The sequence below is a fragment of the Cellulomonas chengniuliangii genome (assembly GCF_024508335.1).
Taxonomy (GTDB): Bacteria; Actinomycetota; Actinomycetes; order Actinomycetales; family Cellulomonadaceae; genus Cellulomonas_A; species Cellulomonas_A chengniuliangii.
In genome coordinates this window covers 1,427,099-1,441,860 of record NZ_CP101988.1, presented here as the reverse complement: position 1 = coordinate 1,441,860, position 14,762 = coordinate 1,427,099, and the positions used below count along the sequence as shown (strand labels likewise).

Annotated in this window: 14 protein-coding genes; 4 read left to right on the top strand and 10 right to left on the bottom strand. The window is 73.3% G+C overall.

Annotated elements, in window-relative coordinates; translation table 11 throughout:
• Positions 1-84: 84 nt before the first annotated feature.
• The 4 genes from dop to NP064_RS06655 form a co-directional block, all read right to left on the bottom strand.
• Entirely contained in the window at positions 85-1,695 is a 1,611-nt protein-coding gene (gene dop / locus NP064_RS06670; protein WP_284439690.1) for a depupylase/deamidase Dop, read from the bottom strand.
• A 109-nt stretch (positions 1,696-1,804) separates the two neighbouring features.
• On the bottom strand, positions 1,805-3,439 hold the full coding sequence (gene arc / locus NP064_RS06665) for a proteasome ATPase (protein ID WP_227568846.1): 1,635 nt from the start codon (positions 3,437-3,439) through the stop codon (positions 1,805-1,807).
• Between the two features lie 192 nt (positions 3,440-3,631).
• The gene (locus NP064_RS06660) at positions 3,632-4,678 is read right to left on the bottom strand and encodes a tRNA (adenine-N1)-methyltransferase (protein WP_227568845.1); all 1,047 of its coding nucleotides are present in this window, start codon (positions 4,676-4,678) and stop codon (positions 3,632-3,634) included.
• A gap of 11 nt (positions 4,679-4,689) precedes the next feature.
• Positions 4,690-5,817: a site-2 protease family protein gene (locus NP064_RS06655; protein ID WP_227568844.1), complete on the bottom strand. Its 1,128-nt coding sequence runs from the start codon at positions 5,815-5,817 to the stop codon at positions 4,690-4,692.
• A 225-nt stretch (positions 5,818-6,042) separates the two neighbouring features.
• On the opposite strand from NP064_RS06655, the gene NP064_RS06650 reads away from it, so the two are divergent.
• A complete protein-coding gene (locus NP064_RS06650) occupies positions 6,043-6,894 on the top strand; it encodes a RecB family exonuclease (RefSeq protein WP_227568939.1) in 852 nt (283 codons plus the stop codon).
• A gap of 63 nt (positions 6,895-6,957) precedes the next feature.
• Here the strand turns inward: NP064_RS06650 and NP064_RS06645 are convergent, their stop codons facing one another.
• Positions 6,958-7,737, bottom strand: a complete 780-nt coding sequence (locus NP064_RS06645; RefSeq protein WP_227568843.1) for an HAD family hydrolase — start codon at positions 7,735-7,737, stop codon at positions 6,958-6,960.
• A 105-nt stretch (positions 7,738-7,842) separates the two neighbouring features.
• Between NP064_RS06645 and NP064_RS06640 the strand changes: the two genes are divergently transcribed.
• Entirely contained in the window at positions 7,843-8,706 is an 864-nt protein-coding gene (locus NP064_RS06640) for a PAC2 family protein (protein WP_227568842.1), read from the top strand.
• 21 nt (positions 8,707-8,727) lie between these two features.
• Here NP064_RS06640 and mshC read toward each other — a convergent pair whose 3' ends face one another.
• Both mshC and NP064_RS06630 read right to left on the bottom strand, forming a co-directional pair.
• Positions 8,728-9,990, bottom strand: coding sequence for a cysteine--1-D-myo-inosityl 2-amino-2-deoxy-alpha-D-glucopyranoside ligase (gene mshC / locus NP064_RS06635; protein WP_227568841.1), 1,263 nt, complete (start codon positions 9,988-9,990; stop codon positions 8,728-8,730).
• Between the two features lie 33 nt (positions 9,991-10,023).
• On the bottom strand, positions 10,024-10,920 hold the full coding sequence (locus tag NP064_RS06630; protein ID WP_227568840.1) for an undecaprenyl-diphosphate phosphatase: 897 nt from the start codon (positions 10,918-10,920) through the stop codon (positions 10,024-10,026).
• A 63-nt stretch (positions 10,921-10,983) separates the two neighbouring features.
• Here NP064_RS06630 and NP064_RS06625 point away from each other — a divergent pair, with 63 nt between their 5' ends.
• Positions 10,984-11,946 (top strand): aldo/keto reductase, encoded by a 963-nt coding sequence (locus NP064_RS06625; protein WP_227568839.1) that lies wholly within the window; start codon positions 10,984-10,986, stop codon positions 11,944-11,946.
• Between the two features lie 9 nt (positions 11,947-11,955).
• Here NP064_RS06625 and NP064_RS06620 read toward each other — a convergent pair whose 3' ends face one another.
• A complete protein-coding gene (locus NP064_RS06620; protein ID WP_227568838.1) occupies positions 11,956-12,306 on the bottom strand; it encodes a primosomal protein in 351 nt (116 codons plus the stop codon).
• A 92-nt stretch (positions 12,307-12,398) separates the two neighbouring features.
• Here NP064_RS06620 and NP064_RS06615 point away from each other — a divergent pair, with 92 nt between their 5' ends.
• A complete protein-coding gene (locus NP064_RS06615; RefSeq protein ID WP_227568837.1) occupies positions 12,399-12,656 on the top strand; it encodes a DUF5703 family protein in 258 nt (85 codons plus the stop codon).
• A gap of 21 nt (positions 12,657-12,677) precedes the next feature.
• Here the strand turns inward: NP064_RS06615 and NP064_RS06610 are convergent, their stop codons facing one another.
• Together NP064_RS06610 and NP064_RS06605 are read right to left on the bottom strand one after the other, a co-directional pair.
• Positions 12,678-14,051 carry a M20/M25/M40 family metallo-hydrolase gene (locus NP064_RS06610; protein ID WP_227568836.1) on the bottom strand — a complete coding sequence of 458 codons (1,374 nt, stop codon included), beginning with the start codon at positions 14,049-14,051 and terminating at the stop codon, positions 12,678-12,680.
• A gap of 153 nt (positions 14,052-14,204) precedes the next feature.
• The gene (locus NP064_RS06605) at positions 14,205-14,747 is read right to left on the bottom strand and encodes a P-loop NTPase family protein (protein WP_227568835.1); all 543 of its coding nucleotides are present in this window, start codon (positions 14,745-14,747) and stop codon (positions 14,205-14,207) included.
• Positions 14,748-14,762: the final 15 nt, after the last annotated feature.

The window sequence follows — 14,762 nt, the reverse complement described above, 5'->3', positions numbered from 1 at the left end:
CGTCACGCTCGACTTAGGCGTCTGCCCGTTGTGAGCGAGGCGGACTCGCCTGCCTGCTTGACGCGGGTCAGCGCCCGGACGGGCTCACGTCTCCAGCGCCTTGAGCAGGCTCCCCGCGTCCGGGCTCGCCTTCAGCAGGGCGCCCACATGCGCCTCGGTGCCGCGCAACGGGTCGCGCATGGGGACGCGCTGCAGGGTCGGCGCGCCGGGGACGTCGAAGATCACCGAGTCCCAGCTCGCCGCCGAGACCTGCGGGCCGAATCGCGCGATGGCCTCGCCGCGGAAGTAGGCGCGGGTGTCGCGCGGCGGGTGGCTGACGGCCTCCTCGACCTCCTCAGGAGTCACGAGCGTCTCCACGGCGCCCGCCGCCAGCAGCCGGTGGTAGAGGCCGCGCTCGGGCCGCACGTCGGACCATTGCAGGTCGACGGCCGCGAGTCGGGGATTGTCCCACTCCAGGTGGTCGCGGCGGCGCAGGCCCTCGAGCAGCCGCAACTTGGCCAGCCACTCCACCTCTCGGGCGCAGCTGGCCGGGTCATCGGCGAGCCTGGTCAGCAGCGACCCCCAACGGTCGAGCACGTCGCGCGTCTCGTCGTCGGGCTCGCCGCCGACGCTGGCGAGCGCCTGGCGCACCGCGTCGAGGTAGGCGCCCTGGATCTCCAGCGCCGTCATCTGACGCCCGTCCGCGAGCTCCAGGCGCGCGGTCAGCGCGACGTCATGACTCACGATGCGCGTCGCCGAGACGGGGTCGCGCAACGTCAGCGCGTCGACGGTCGCGAGCATGGGGCCGACGTCGGCCCCACCGGCCTCCGCCTGCTCGATCAGCCAGAGCACGAGCGAGGTGGTGCCGAGTTTGAGGTAGGTCGCCACCTCCAGCAGGTTCGCGTCACTGAAGATCACGTGCAGCCGCCGCCAGCGGTCCGGGTCGGCGTGCGGCTCGTCGCGCGTGTTGACGATGGGCCGCCGCAATGTCGTCTCGAGCCCGATCTCCGCCTCGATGTAGTCCGCGCGCTGGGAGACCTGGAACCCGGCGCGTTCCCCCCGCTGCCCGAGGCCCACCCGGCCGGCGCCGGTGAACACCTGGCGGGTCACCAGGAACGGCATGAGGCGGGAGGCGAGCTGAGTGAACGGCACGGCCCGGTCCACCAAGAAGTTCTCATGGGTGCCGTAGGTGGCTCCCTTGCCGTCGACGTTGTTCTTGTACAGCGCGACGTCGGGCAGCGCGGGCGTCGACGCGAGGGCTCGCACGGACGCGAGCATGACGAGCTCCCCCGCCCTGTCCCACCGGACGGCGTCGAGTGGGCCGGTGACCTCCGGGGAGGAGTACTCCGGGTGCGCGTGGTCCACGTACAGCCGGGCGCCGTTCGTGAGGATCACGTTCGCGGCGCCCGGGTCCTCGTACTCATCGACGAGCGACCGGGCGAGCTCCTGCGGCCCGTCGCCGGACGGCGCGGGCCGCGCCGGGTCGTCGGTGAGCAACGACGGGTGCGCGGCCGCCCGCTGGAGGTGGAATCCGCGGGCGTCGAGCAGCGGGTCCTCGTCGTCGTAGTCCCAGCGGGCGCGGGTGCGCGTTCCCTCGCGCGCTGCGGCGTGCACGGCCACGACGTGGCTCGACAGCAGCATGGGGTTGGCGTTGGGCCGCCCCGGTTGGAGGATTCCGTACTCGGTCTCGATGCCCATCACACGACGCACGCTCACAGGCACACCCTAGGCGTCGGGTCAGTCGAGCAGGGCGTCGGTCCGGGTGCGCGGCGCCCCGGCCCGAGTGGGCGGCGCCTCATGAGCGCCGCCCGTGCCGCCCCCGGTGTCAGAGGTACTGCCCGGTGCTGGTGACGGTCTCGATGGTGCGAGACGCGTCGGCGCCCTTCTTCCCCTGGACGATCGTGCGGATGAACACGATCCGCTCGCCCTTCTTGCCGGAGATCCGCGCCCAGTCGTCCGGGTTGGTCGTGTTGGGGAGGTCCTCGTTCTCCTTGAACTCGTCCACGCACGCCGTGAGCAGGTGGTCGACGCGCACGCCGCGCTGGCCGGTGGCCAGCAGGTCCTTGATCGCGGACTTCTTGGCGCGGTCGACGACGTTCTGGATCATCGCCCCCGAGTTGAAGTCCTTGAAGAAGAGGATCTCCTTGTCACCGCTCGCGTAGGTCACCTCGAGGAAGCGGTTCTCCTCGGTCTCGGAGTACATGCGCTCCACCACGCGGGTGATCATCGCGTCGACGGCGGCGCCCGCCTGGCCGCCGTGCTCGGCCAGGTCGTCGGCGTGGATGGGCAGGGACGACGTCAGGTACTTCGCGAAGATCTCGCGGGCGGCCTCTGCGTCGGGCCGCTCGATCTTGATCTTCACGTCGAGCCGCCCGGGGCGCAGGATCGCCGGGTCGATCATGTCCTCGCGGTTCGAGGCGCCGATGACGATGACGTTGTCCAGCCGCTCCACGCCGTCGATCTCGCTGAGCAGCTGGGGGACGATCGTGGTCTCGACATCGCTCGAGATGCCGGTGCCGCGGGTGCGGAACAGCGACTCCATCTCGTCGAAGAACACCACCACGGGATGCCCCTGCGACGCCTTCTCGCGCGCCCTGGCGAAGATGAGCCGGATGTGGCGCTCGGTCTCCCCCACGTACTTGTTGAGCAGCTCGGGGCCCTTGACGTTGAGGAAGTAGCTGCGCGCCTCGTTCCCGTCCTCGCCCCGCGCCTTGGCCGCGGTGAGCGCCAGGGAGCGGGCCACCGCCTTGGCGATGAGCGTCTTTCCGCATCCCGGCGGGCCGTAGAGCAGGACGCCCTTCGGAGGCTTGAGCCCGTGCTCGCGGAAGAGGTCGGGGTGAAGGAACGGCAGCTCCACGGCGTCGCGGATCGCCTCGATCTGGGGCCCGAGCCCGCCGATGTCCGAGTAGTCGATGTCGGGCACCTCCTCGAGCACGAGGTCCTCGACCTCGGCCCGGGGGATGCGCTCGAGCACGAACCCGGAGCGGGTCTCGACCGTGAGCGCGTCGCCGACGCGCACCGAGTCCTCGAGGAGCTGGCCGGAGAACCTCACCACCCGCTCCTCGTCGCCGCGGCCCACCACGAGCGCGCGGTTGGCGCCGAGCAGCTCCTTGACCGTGACGAGCTCGCCGACGTCCTCGTACCCGCCGGCCTCCACGACCGTCAGGGCCTCGTTGAGCATGACCTCCTGGCCGGGGCGCAGCCGGTCCACGTCGAGCGTCGGGCTCGCGCCGACGTGCATCTTGCGCCCGGAGGAGATGACGTCCACGGTGCCGTCCGACCGCGCGGACAGGAACGTCGCGAAGCTCCCGGGGGGCTTTGCCAGATCGTCGAGCTGACGCTTGAGCTCGACGATCTGCTCGCGGGCCGCCATCAGCGCCTCGGCGATGCGCTCGTTGCGCGCGGCGAGCAGGTTGATCTCACGCTGCAGGTCGTGGCCAGTCGCTGCCGGTTCCGTCATCGTGTGGTCCTCCTGAGGGTCGACCGCCGAGGTGCACACCGATGTGCTGGTCTGACGACCCTAACTTCTACGGCAGCAGGGTGCCGAGCGTTTCTCTCCTGGTGGTCGCCTCAGCCGCGCAGCCTGCGCGAACAGCCTCGCCCAGCCCTGCCGCCGACGCGTGTCGCACCGTCGGCGGCAGCGCCGCGCCGGTCAGTCGACTGCCGGGCCGCGCCCCACGTCGCGCCGCACGCGGCGGATCTTCTTGTCGGAGATGGGCCGCTCGCCCAGCGCCTCGGGCGTCCACGCCTCGTCCGGCACGGCGGAGGCGCTGCTGGCGGCCGCGTCCTCCGAGCCGGGCGCCGGGTACGCGCCCTTCGAGGGTCGCCGACGGCGGAGCGGCGCGTCGACGCCGTCTGCCAGGCGGCGAGTGGTGAGCAGGAAGCCGGTGTGCCCGATCATCCGGTGCTCGGGGCGGACGGCGAGCCCTTCCAGGTGCCACCCGCGCACCATCGACTCCCACGCCTCGGGCTCGGTGTAGCGCCCGTCGGCGCGGAGGTCCTCGGCGAGGCGGGACAGCTGCGTGGTGGTCGCGACGTACGCGATCAGCACACCGCCCGGCGCCAGCGCGTCGGCGACCGCCTCGAGGTTCTCCCACGGGGCGAGCATGTCCAGCACGACGCGGTCCACGGATCCGGGCTCGGCGACGGTCGGGAGCACGTCCGACAGGTCGCCGACGGACAGCCGCCACGCCGGGTGCGGTCCGCCGAAGAACGACTCGACGTTGCCTCGCGCGATCTCGGCGAAGTCCTCGCGCCGCTCGATCGAGTGGAGGGAGCCGCCGTCGCCGACGGCGCGCAGCAGGGACATGGTCAGCGCGCCCGACCCGACGCCGGCCTCGACCACCCGGGCGCCCGGGTAGATGTCCGCCATGGCGACGATCTGGCCGGCGTCCTTGGGGTAGACGACAGCGGCCCCGCGCGGCATGGACAGCACGAAGTCGCTCAGCAGCGGCCGCAGCGCCAGGTACTCGATGCCCGCGGTGTTCCGCACGACGGTGCCCTCGGGGGCCCCGATGAGCTGGTCGTGCGTGAAGTAGCCCTTGTGCGTGTGGAAGGAGCCGCCGGGCGTGAGGGTGATGGTGTGGAGGCGGCCGCGCGGGTCTGTGAGCTGGACGCGGTCGCCCTCCCGCAGCGGGCCGCGTCGCTGGGCCGCTCCGGTGCTGGTGGTCGTGTGGGCTGTGGGCGTCTGGTCGGTCACGGGGGTCGAGTCTAGGAGCGCAACGCGGCGATCACGTCCGCGGCCCGGACGATCGCGGTGACGCGCCCGTCCTGCACGGCGGCGACGACCCCTGACGCGCGGGTCACCTGCCCGACCGCCCGCACGAGGTCGGCGCCGCGCAGGCGCGCGTCCACGACGGCGCCCACGGGTATGACCACGGCCACGGCCGTCACGGGTGTGACGGCCCGGTGCGCGGGGGGGACGGCGGCGGACGCTGCCTGGTCGACGTAGGCCGCCGGGCGGCCGTCGGGCGACAGGACGACGACCTCGTCCACCTGCGCGAGCCCGCGGGCGCGGTCGACGTCCGCCAGGGTGGCGTCCGCGGAGACCCACGTGGCGCGCCGCCCGACCGACTCGACGGTGAGGCGGTCCAGCGACCTGCCCGTGCGCCCGGAGGCGATCGCGGCGGAGGCGCCGCTCCACAGGAAGGCCCCGATGAGCGCCGCCCACACGACCGAGAACAGGTCGCCCTGGCGGCCCTGCGCCACGGGGACCACCAGCGCCCAGACGAGCACCCCGATGGCGACGACTCGCCCGGCCCATCCCGCGGCGACGGCGCCTTTGTGCCGGTCGCCGGTCACCTGCCACACACCGGCCTGGAGGATCTGCCCGCCGTCGAGCGGCAGCCCGGGCACCAGGTTGAAGAGGCCGACGAACCCGTTCGAGATCGCGCCGGCGAAGAGCAGCAGGGCCAGCAGGCCGCCCGCCGGGGCCGTCTGGGCGGCCAGCCAGAAGACCAGGGCCAGCGCGAGGTTGGCGAGCGGGCCGACGACCGCGACCAGTGCGCTCGTCGCCGCGGTGGGCGCGGGCCGGCTGAAGGTGGTGTGGCCGCCCCACACGGTCAGGGCGAACTCCTCGACGTGCTGGCCGCGGGCACGCGCCACCAGGCCGTGCGCCAGCTCGTGGACCAGCACCGAGCCGAACAGCAGCACCACGAAGCCGAAGGCGACGACGTAGCTGCCGGCGCCGAGCCGCGGGGCCCAGGCGTCGACCGTCGGCGCGAAGACCAGGGTGAGGACCACGGCGGCCAGCCCCCAGGTGGGGGTGAGGATGATGGGCGCCCCGGCGGCGCGGCCGATCACCCAGCCCTGGGAGCCAGGGCGCTTGCTGTTGCTCACCCGGTCAGCCTAGGTGCCCGTAGTCGCCCGAGCGGTCACCCGGGCGCGCGCAGCCGGCATGTCAGGACCGGCGCCTAGGCTTGCCGCGTGCCGACCACGCAGACCCCCCTCCAGCCGCCCGAGCGCAGCACGCCGGGATCCGATGGGCTCGTGCCCGGCGTGCCCGGACCGGTGACTGTCGAGGCCGCATCTGCCGAGGCTGAGGCGGTGGGGGCCGAGCCGGTCATGGAAGAGGCGCCGGTGCGGCGGTCCGTGCCCGGCCTGTCGCCATCGCGCGCGAACGACTTCCTGCAGTGCCCACTGCTGTTCCGGTTCCGGGTCGTCGACCGGCTGCCCGAGCCGCCCAGCGCGGCAGCGGTGCGGGGCACCCTGGTCCACGCGGTGCTGGAGCACCTGTTCGACCTGCCCGCGGGGCAGCGCACCCTCGAGGCGGCGCACGCGATGCTCCCCGAACGCTGGCACGAGCTGCTCACCGAGCAGCCCCGGCACGCCGAGCTCTTCGCTCAGGAGGCCGAGTGGGACGAGTGGCTGGCGAGTGCTGGGCGCCTGCTCGACACGTACTTCACCCTCGAGGACCCGAACCGGCTGCAGCCGCATGAGCGCGAGATGTCGGTGCGCACCCAGCTGGACGACGGCCCTCAGCTGCGGGGCATCGTCGACCGGCTCGACGTCGCCCCGGGCGGCGCCATGCGGGTCGTGGACTACAAGACGGGCCGCTCGCCCCGGGCCGGCTACGAGGGCACAGCGCTGTTCCAGATGCGGTTCTACGCCTTCATGCTGTGGCGCGAGCGCGGCGAGCTGCCCCGCATGCTGCAGCTCGTCTACCTGGGCGACGGCACCATCCTGCGCCACGAGCCCACCGAGCCCGAGATGCTCAGCCTGGAGGCGCGCGTCCGGTCGATCTGGTCGGGCATCGAGGAGACCGCGCGCAGCGGGGACTGGCGCCCCCGGAAGTCGAGGCTGTGCGACTGGTGCGCGCACCGCGACCTGTGCCCCGCCTTCGGCGGCGCCCCGCCGGAGATCCCGGAGGGGGCCGTGCGGCTGGCCCTCGGCGTGGAGCCCGCCTCGGCGGTCTGAGCCGACCGGGCGGTCCACGCCCGCCGCCGCCGGATGCGGCGCGCCCGGAGGGGCGCGTCCGCGTCAGACGCTGTCGACCTCGCGCGGCACGAGCAGCTCGCCGCCGAGCACCCGGCCGAGGTCGTCGAGGGTCACATCGGCCAGCGACCGCACCCTGCTGACACCGGGCCGCGGCTCGAGTCCCACCATCACCTCGACGGCGATCACGTGCGCGCCCGAGGCGCTGGCCGAGGCGATCCCCGCGGGCGAGTCCTCGACGGCCACGCAGTCCGCGATGTCCACGCCGAGCAACGCCGCGGCGGTCAGGTACGGCTCGGGATCCGGCTTCGGCCGAGCCACCTCGTCACCGCACACCGAGACGTCGAACACGCCCGCGGACCGCACGAACGGCTCGGCGAGCTCCCGGTGGGACGACGTGACCAGCGCCATTGGCACCTTCGCGGCCACGAGCGCGGCGAGCATCTCCTGCGCGCCGGGCTGCCACGGCGTGCCCGCGGCGACCCCGGCCGCCACTCGCACGTTGAGGAAGGCGGAGATCTCCGCGTCGGAGAGGTCCACGCCACGGCTGCGCAGCGCCGCGGCGCTGGTGGTCATCGGGTTGCCGACCATGGCGAGCCCGTCGGCGTGCGTCCACACGGCGCCGTGGGCGGCGGCCAGCTCGAGCTCCGCGGCGATCCAGAACGGCTCGGAGTCGATGAGGGTGCCGTCCATGTCCCACAGCACGGCTGCGGGGAGTGCGGTCACAGATGCCGGCGAGGCCCCGGCCCGGCTCCCGGCGACGTGGCTCACGCGCGGGTTCTGGGCTGGCTGGGCGGGCTGGGCGGTGTCGAGAGGATCAGGCACCTGGCCGATGGTAGCCCGGACCCTCGACCTGCTCGGAGGCGGCGGGGCCACGCTGATCGGCCCTGCTGCCCAGTCGGCCCTCGACGCCGCCCCTAGGCTGGGGTGATGACCGCGCAGGAACAAGGCCCGACCGACGTCCCCACCAGGGACCCGATCATGCTGGCCGCCTTCGAGGGCTGGAACGACGCCGGATCGGCGGCGACCCAGGCCCTCGAGCACCTGCACGAGGTGTGGGCGGCGGAGCAGATCGAGGAGCTCGACCCCGAGGACTACCACGACTTCCAGGTCAACCGGCCGATCGTCGGCCCCGGGCCGGACGGGCGCCGGGAGATCACGTGGCCCACCACGTCGGTGGCTGTCGCGTCGGCGCCCCGCACCGGCCGCCAGGTGGTGCTGGTGCACGGCATCGAGCCGTCGATGCGGTGGCGCCGCTACTGCGCCGAGCTGCTCGACATCGCCGAGCGGCTGGGCGTGCGCACGGTCGTCACCGTCGGTGCCCTCCTGGCCGACGTGCCGCACACCCGGCCCATCCCGGTGACCACCACGAGCGAGGACGCGCATGTGCGCCAGCGCCTCGGCGTGGAGACCAACAGCTATGAGGGGCCCACGGGCATCGTCGGCGTGCTGCAGCACGAGGCCGAGGCGCGAGGGCTGAACGCGTTGTCGTTGTGGGCGGCCGTCCCGCACTACGTGGCCCACCCGCCGTCCCCCAAGGCGACGCTGTCGCTGCTCACCAGCATCGAGGGCCTGATCGGCGAACCGGTGCCGCTCGGCGACCTGCCGGACGACGCGATCGCCTGGCAGCACGGGGTGGACGAGCTCTCCGCCGAGGACAGCGAGATTGCCGAGTACGTGCAGCAGCTCGAGGAGGCCAAGGACACCGCCGAGCTGCCCGAGGCGAGCGGCGAGGCCATCGCCCAGGAGTTCGAGCGGTACCTGCGCCGTCGCGACAAGGGCACCGGCGGCTAGGACGCCCCCGCCCGCCTCAGGTCAGAGGCGGACGCCCAGCAGGGTGTTGACCGCGCGGGCGATCACGCCGGGCGCCCCCTCGACGGCGTCGTCGGTGCTGCCCCGGGAGATCGACTCGGCGGCCCACGCGTCGACCGCTGCGAGCGCCGCGGGCGCGTCGAGGTCGTTCGCGATCGCCGCGCGCATCGCCTCGAGGGTCGCGGTGGCGTCGGGGCCGCCGTTCCCCGCGACCGCCGCACGCCACCGCTCGAGTCGCTGGCGGGCCACGACGAGGTCGTTGCGGGTCCAGCTCCAATCGTCAGCGTAGTGGTGGGCGAGCAGCGCGAGGCGGATGGCCATCGGGTCCTCACCGGCCTCGCGCAGCCGCGAGACCAGCACGAGGTTGCCGCGCGACTTGCTCATCTTCTCGCCGTCGAGCCCGACCATCCCCGCGTGCACGTGGCGCGCGGCGCCCTGGCCGGCGTCGAGCAGGCGCGCGTGGGACGTGCTCATCTCGTGGTGCGGGAACCGCAGGTCGACGCCGCCGCCCTGCACGTCGAACGGCAGGCCGAGCCCGTCACGGGCGATCACCGCGCACTCGATGTGCCAGCCCGGACGGCCGCGCCCGAGGGAGCCGCCGTCCCAGGAGGGCTCGCCGGGCCGTTCCGCGCGCCACAGCAGGGGGTCCAGCGGGTGGCGCTTGCCCGGCCGGTCCGGGTCTCCCCCGCGCTCGCCGAACACGTCGCGCATGGTCTCCGGGTCGAGGCCCGCCACCGCGCCGAAGGCGGGGTCGGCGGACAGGTCGGCGTAGACGTCGTCCGCGCCGTGGCCGGTCCCGTCCGGGACGCCCACGCGGTAGGCGGCGCCGGCGGCCGCCAGCTGCTCGACGGCCTCGACGACGGCCGGGACCGACTCGACGGCGCCGGTGTACACGTCAGGAGGCACGACGCCGAGCGCGGTCATGTCCTCGGCGAAGAGCGCCGTCTGATCACGCGCCAGCTCGCGCCAGTCCTGGCCGGTGGCGGTGGCGCGCTCGAGCAGCGGATCGTCCACGTCGGTCACGTTGGACGCGTACCGCACGCGCTGCCCGGCGTCGGTCCAGGCGCGCACCAGCAGGTCGAAGGCCACGTAGGTGGCGGCATGCCCCAGGTGCGTGGCGTCGTACGGGGTGATCCCGCAGACGTACAACGAGGCGGTGGGCCCGGGGGCTGCGACGACGAGCTCGCCAGTGGTGGTGTCCCGCACTCGGACGGGGCCTCCCTGTCCGGGGAGCTGGGGGATCTGCGGGGCCGGCCAGGTGAGCACGCCGGAAGCCTAACCGCCGTGCGTGGGCCCCTCCTACAGCGCCGCGGGAGGCTGGGCGCCGATCGGGTCGAGCACCCCGGTGAGCAGCAGGATCGCGACGATCGCGGCGAGCGCCAGCCGGTAGACCACGAACGGGCGGTAGCTGAACGTGGAGACGATCTTGAGGAACGCGATGATCACGACGTAGCCCACCGCGAACGCCACCACGGTGGCCACCAGCGTCGCGCCGAAGCTTGGCGTGCCGTTCTGCCCGAACTCCCCCACGCTCTTCGCGAGCTGGTACAGGCCCGAGCCGAACACCGCGGGCAGCGCGAGCAGGAACGAGTACCGGGCCGCTGCCTCGCGGGTGTACCCCATCAGCAGCCCACCGGTGATGGTGCCCCCGGAGCGGGAGACGCCGGGGATCAACGCCATGGCCTGGGCGAACCCGAACAGCACCGCGTGCTTGGTGTTGAGCTCGGTGAGGGGGCGCTGCTTGGCTCCGACCTTGTCCGCCCAGCCGAGCACGAGGGCGAACGCCGCGAGGGTGAGCACCACGAGCCAGAGGTTGCGGAACGGGCCCTCGATCTTGTCCTGGAAGGCCAGGCCCAGCACCACGATGGGCACGGACCCGAGCGCGATGAACCAGGCCATGAGGGCCTCGTGGTCGGGGGCCTGGCCGCGCGGCGCGCCGAGCCGGGCCCGCAGGTCGGCCCCCCGGTCCCCGCGCACCGAACGCCACCAGGCGCGGCAGATGCTCGCGATGTCCCGCCGGAAGTACATCAGGACGGCGGTCTCGGTGCCGATCTGGGTGATCGCCGTGAAGGCCGCTCCCGGGTCAGCCGAGCCGATGAGCTCGCCGACGATGCGCAGATGCGCGCTCGACGACACCGGGAGGAACTCGGTGAGCCCCTGCACCAGCCCGAGGACGATTGCTTCCCATGTACCCATGCCGGACTCCACGAGCGTGAACGATAGCCGCCCCGGACCTCCCGACGATTACCCTTGCGCCTCATGGAACAGCGCCAGGTCGGCCGCACGGGTCTTCGCGTCTCCCATCTCGGCCTGGGCACGCTGACGTGGAGCCGCGACACGGACGAGCACGAGGCCCGTGAGCAGCTCCGCGACTTCGTCGACGCGGGCGGCACGCTGGTCGACACGTCGGCGTCGTACGCCGACGGCGGCGCCGAGGAGCTGATCGGCTCCCTGCTCGGCGACGTGGTGTCCCGCGAGGACGTCGTGCTGTGCACCAAGGCGGGCGTCCGTCGCACAGCCGGGGGCGGGGTCGTGGACGCCTCCCGCGGCGGGCTGCTGAACACGCTGGACGCCTCGCTGGCCCGGCTGCGCACCGACCACGTGGACCTGTGGCTGGTGCAGACCCCCGACCCCCGCACGCCGCTCACGGAGACGATCTCCGCCCTGCGGCTCGCCGTCACGAGCGGGCGCGCCCGCTACGTCGGACTCTCCAACCACGCGGGCTGGCAGGTCGCCCGGGCGGCGACCCTGATGGCCGACGACGTGGGGCTCGCCGCCGTCGAGGCGGAGTACTCCCTGCTGCAGCGCGGGATCGAGCGCGAGGTGCTGCCCGCGGCCGCCGACCTGGGCGTCGGGCTGCTCGCCTGGTCGCCCCTGGGGCGGGGGGTCCTGACCGGCAAGTACCGGCGCACGATCCCCGCTGACTCCCGCGCGGCATCCCCCCACCTGGCCGGGTTCGTGGAGCCCTACCTGGGCGCCGACTCGCTGGCGGTGGTGGAGGCCGTCGCGATCGCGGCGCAGGGCCTGGACCGCAGCCCGCTCGACGTGGCGCTGGCCTGGCTGCGAGTGCGGGCGCAGGTGTCGTCCGCCATCGTCGGGGCGCGCACCGCGGCGCAGCTGCGCGCCTCCCTCGCCGCGGAGGACGTCCAGCTCCCGCCGGAGATCCTGCGCGCGCTGGACGAGGTCAGCGCGCCCGAGCTGGGGTATCCCGAGCGCCGCTGACCGGAGGGCTCAGGACTCCTGGCTCCGAGGGCCGTCGATCAGGTCGAGGTCGTCGTAGTCGTCCTCATCGTCGTCCGTGACGTGGACGTCGCTGCGAGCCCCGCCGAAGGACTCGTCGTCCTCATCCTCGTCGTCTTCGTCATCGTCATCGTCATCATCGTCGTCGGCGAGCTCGAAGGGCGTCGCCTCGCCGTACACCGTGGCCAGCGCGTCGTCGTAGACCTCGAAGGCGTCCGCCAGGATGTCGTAGGCGTCGTCCACCGCCGGGTCGTCCTCGCCTCGACGGGTGGCCAGTGCGAGGTAATGGGCTTCGAGGGCGGCGATCAAGCGGTCAAGCGCAGCACGAGGGTCGGCGGTCATGCCACGACGGTAGCGCCGCTGCGTGCACAATGGCACTGAATCGATCGGGGGCGGTCGCCGTTGTCCCGGTCTGTCAGAGAACGGTGGTGCGAATGACCGACAGGCTCACAGGACGTCCCGGCCGGCGGCTCAGCAACGTCCCCGGCCCGCAGTTCGAGTACCGGGTTCTCACCTTCCCCGGATCGGTCAGCCGCGGCGACACCCGCCGGCGGTTGACCGAGGAGGCCGAGTACGGGCGGTGGGAGCTCGCCCGCTCCCGGCTGTACGCCGGCGGGGAGCGGAAGGTGTGGCTCCGGCGCAAGATCATCCGGGTGCGCAGCACGCTCGACCTGGCCGCCGACGTCGACTGACGCGGCCGCAGGCGAGCGGCCTCAGGCGGTCTGCAGCAGGCGGTCGAGCACCCGCACGCCGAACCGCAGCGCGTCCGTCGGCACCCGCTCGTCCACTCCGTGGAACATCGCCGAGAAGTCCATCGCCCCCGGCAGCCGCAGCGGGGCGAACCCGTAGCCGGTGATGCCGAGCACGGACAGCGACTTGTTGTCCGTGCCGCCGGAGAGCGTGTAGGGCAGCACCGCGGCGCCTGGGTCCTCCGCGAGCAGCGCGGCGGCCATCGCGTCGACCAGCTCGCCCTCGAACGGGACCTCGAGCGCCACGTCCCGGTGCAGCACCTCGATGCGGACCTCCGGGCCCGCCAGCTCGTGCAGGGTCGACATGAGCTGCGACTCGTGCCCGGGCAGGAAGCGGCCGTCGATCACGGCCTCCGCTCGGCCGGGGATCACATTGGCCTTGTACCCGGCGCTGAGCTGGGTGGGGTTCGCGGTGTTGCGCAGCGTGGCGCCGACGAAGCGCGAGGCCGGGCCCAGGGCGTGCACGAGCCGGTCCACGGTCTGCGGGTCGTGGGGGTCGAACGGGAGGCCCGTGAGGTCGGCGACACCGCGCAGCAGCCTCTCGACCGTGGGCGTCAGGGCCAGCGGCCACGGGTGCTGGCCGATGCGCGCCACCGCGGCTGCGAGGTGGGTGACGGCGTTGTCGTGGTTGACCTGGCTGCCGTGGCCCGCCCGACCGTCGGCGACCAGGCGCAGCCATCCGATGCCCTTCTCGGCGGTCTGCAGCAGGTACGCGCGGCGCCCGTCGACCTCGACGGAGAAGCCGCCGACCTCGCTGATCGCCTCGGTCGCCCCCTCGAAGAGGTCGGGGCGGTTGTCCACCGCCCAACGGGCGCCGTGCACCCCGCCCGCCTCCTCGTCGGCGAAGAACGCGAGCACCACGTCGCGCGCGGGCTTGCGTCCCTCGCGGGCCATCTGCCGCACGACCGCGAGCATCATCGCGTCCATGTCCTTCATGTCCACCGCGCCGCGGCCCCAGATCAGGCCGTCCTTCTCCTCGCCGGAGAACGGGTCGACCGACCAGTCGGAAGCCTGCGCGGGAACGACGTCCAGGTGCCCGTGCAGGACGAGCGCCGGACGCTCGCGGTCCCGCCCCTCGAGCCGCACCACGACGTTGGCGCGGCCGGGCTCGCTCTCGAAGTACTCGGGAGACAGGCCGACCTCGGTCAGCAGGCCCATGACGTACTCGGCGGCGGCGCGCTCCCCCGGTCCCGTCCCGTCGCCGTAGTTGGAGGTGTCGATGCGGATCAGCTCCTGGCAGATCCGGACGACCTCGTCCTCAGCGGTGGGATGGCCGCTCGGCGCGGCGGGGGCGCCGACGGGCGCGGTGGTCGAGGCACGGTCTTCACCTGCGGACATGCCCACACCGTACCGCTGGCGGGATCAGCGTCGGGGGCCCGCCCAGCGTCCGGACCCGCCGCCGGCACGGAGCGCGTGGCCCCCTCCACGGAGCCCGTTCGCGGAGACGGCTTCGGCGCGCGGCGTGAGGAGTCCTCAGGCGAGGGCGCCGAGTCAGTGTGAGAGCGTCGCTAGCCAGCGGCGAGCATCGCGCGGCCTGCGAAGGCACACCACAGGTGTCGAGGACTCGGCAGCGAGCGCGGCGTACCGGGCACGGTTCGACGTGTGCGCCGTCCACGACCAGAGCACCACGTTCTGCTCCGGGTCTCGGCTCACGAGGTTGCGCAGGTCCTCCCGGTTGCCGTGCCACAGCTCCGTCCGCAACAGCCCTCGGCGGAGGGTCCGCCGGATCACCCGCGGCATCACCGTCCGGCGCGGGTAGTCGAGCCAGACGAACGCGTCGGCATCCTCGAGCATGCCCTCGGTCCCGGCGGCCCAGTTGCCGTCGGCCACCCAGCCGTCGTGCGCCGACGACACGAACCCGTTGATCACCGCCCGCGCCTCGCCGACATCCCGCTTGGTCCAGTCCGCGGCCCAGAAGACCTCGTCGAGCTCCAGGTGCGGAACCCCGAGGATGACGGCGAGGCGACGGGCGAACGTCGTCTTGCCGGAGCCGGAGTTGCCGACGACGCGGACACGGCGGGGCTGTTCGGGCATCCGAGCATGCTAGGA

What these genes read in the sequence shown, in the direction of transcription:
- NP064_RS06620 (WP_227568838.1), bottom strand. Translation starts at nt 12,306, where the DNA reads ATGACCGCCGACCCTCGTGCTGCGCTTGACCGCTTGATCGCCGCCCTC.
- NP064_RS06650 (WP_227568939.1), top strand. Translation starts at nt 6,043, where the DNA reads ATGGAAGAGGCGCCGGTGCGGCGGTCCGTGCCCGGCCTGTCGCCATCG.
- arc (WP_227568846.1), bottom strand. Translation starts at nt 3,439, where the DNA reads ATGACGGAACCGGCAGCGACTGGCCACGACCTGCAGCGTGAGATCAAC.
- NP064_RS06610 (WP_227568836.1), bottom strand. Translation starts at nt 14,051, where the DNA reads ATGTCCGCAGGTGAAGACCGTGCCTCGACCACCGCGCCCGTCGGCGCC.
- NP064_RS06640 (WP_227568842.1), top strand. Translation starts at nt 7,843, where the DNA reads ATGACCGCGCAGGAACAAGGCCCGACCGACGTCCCCACCAGGGACCCG.
- NP064_RS06605 (WP_227568835.1), bottom strand. Translation starts at nt 14,747, where the DNA reads ATGCCCGAACAGCCCCGCCGTGTCCGCGTCGTCGGCAACTCCGGCTCC.
- NP064_RS06625 (WP_227568839.1), top strand. Translation starts at nt 10,984, where the DNA reads ATGGAACAGCGCCAGGTCGGCCGCACGGGTCTTCGCGTCTCCCATCTC.
- NP064_RS06630 (WP_227568840.1), bottom strand. Translation starts at nt 10,920, where the DNA reads ATGGGTACATGGGAAGCAATCGTCCTCGGGCTGGTGCAGGGGCTCACC.
- NP064_RS06615 (WP_227568837.1), top strand. Translation starts at nt 12,399, where the DNA reads ATGACCGACAGGCTCACAGGACGTCCCGGCCGGCGGCTCAGCAACGTC.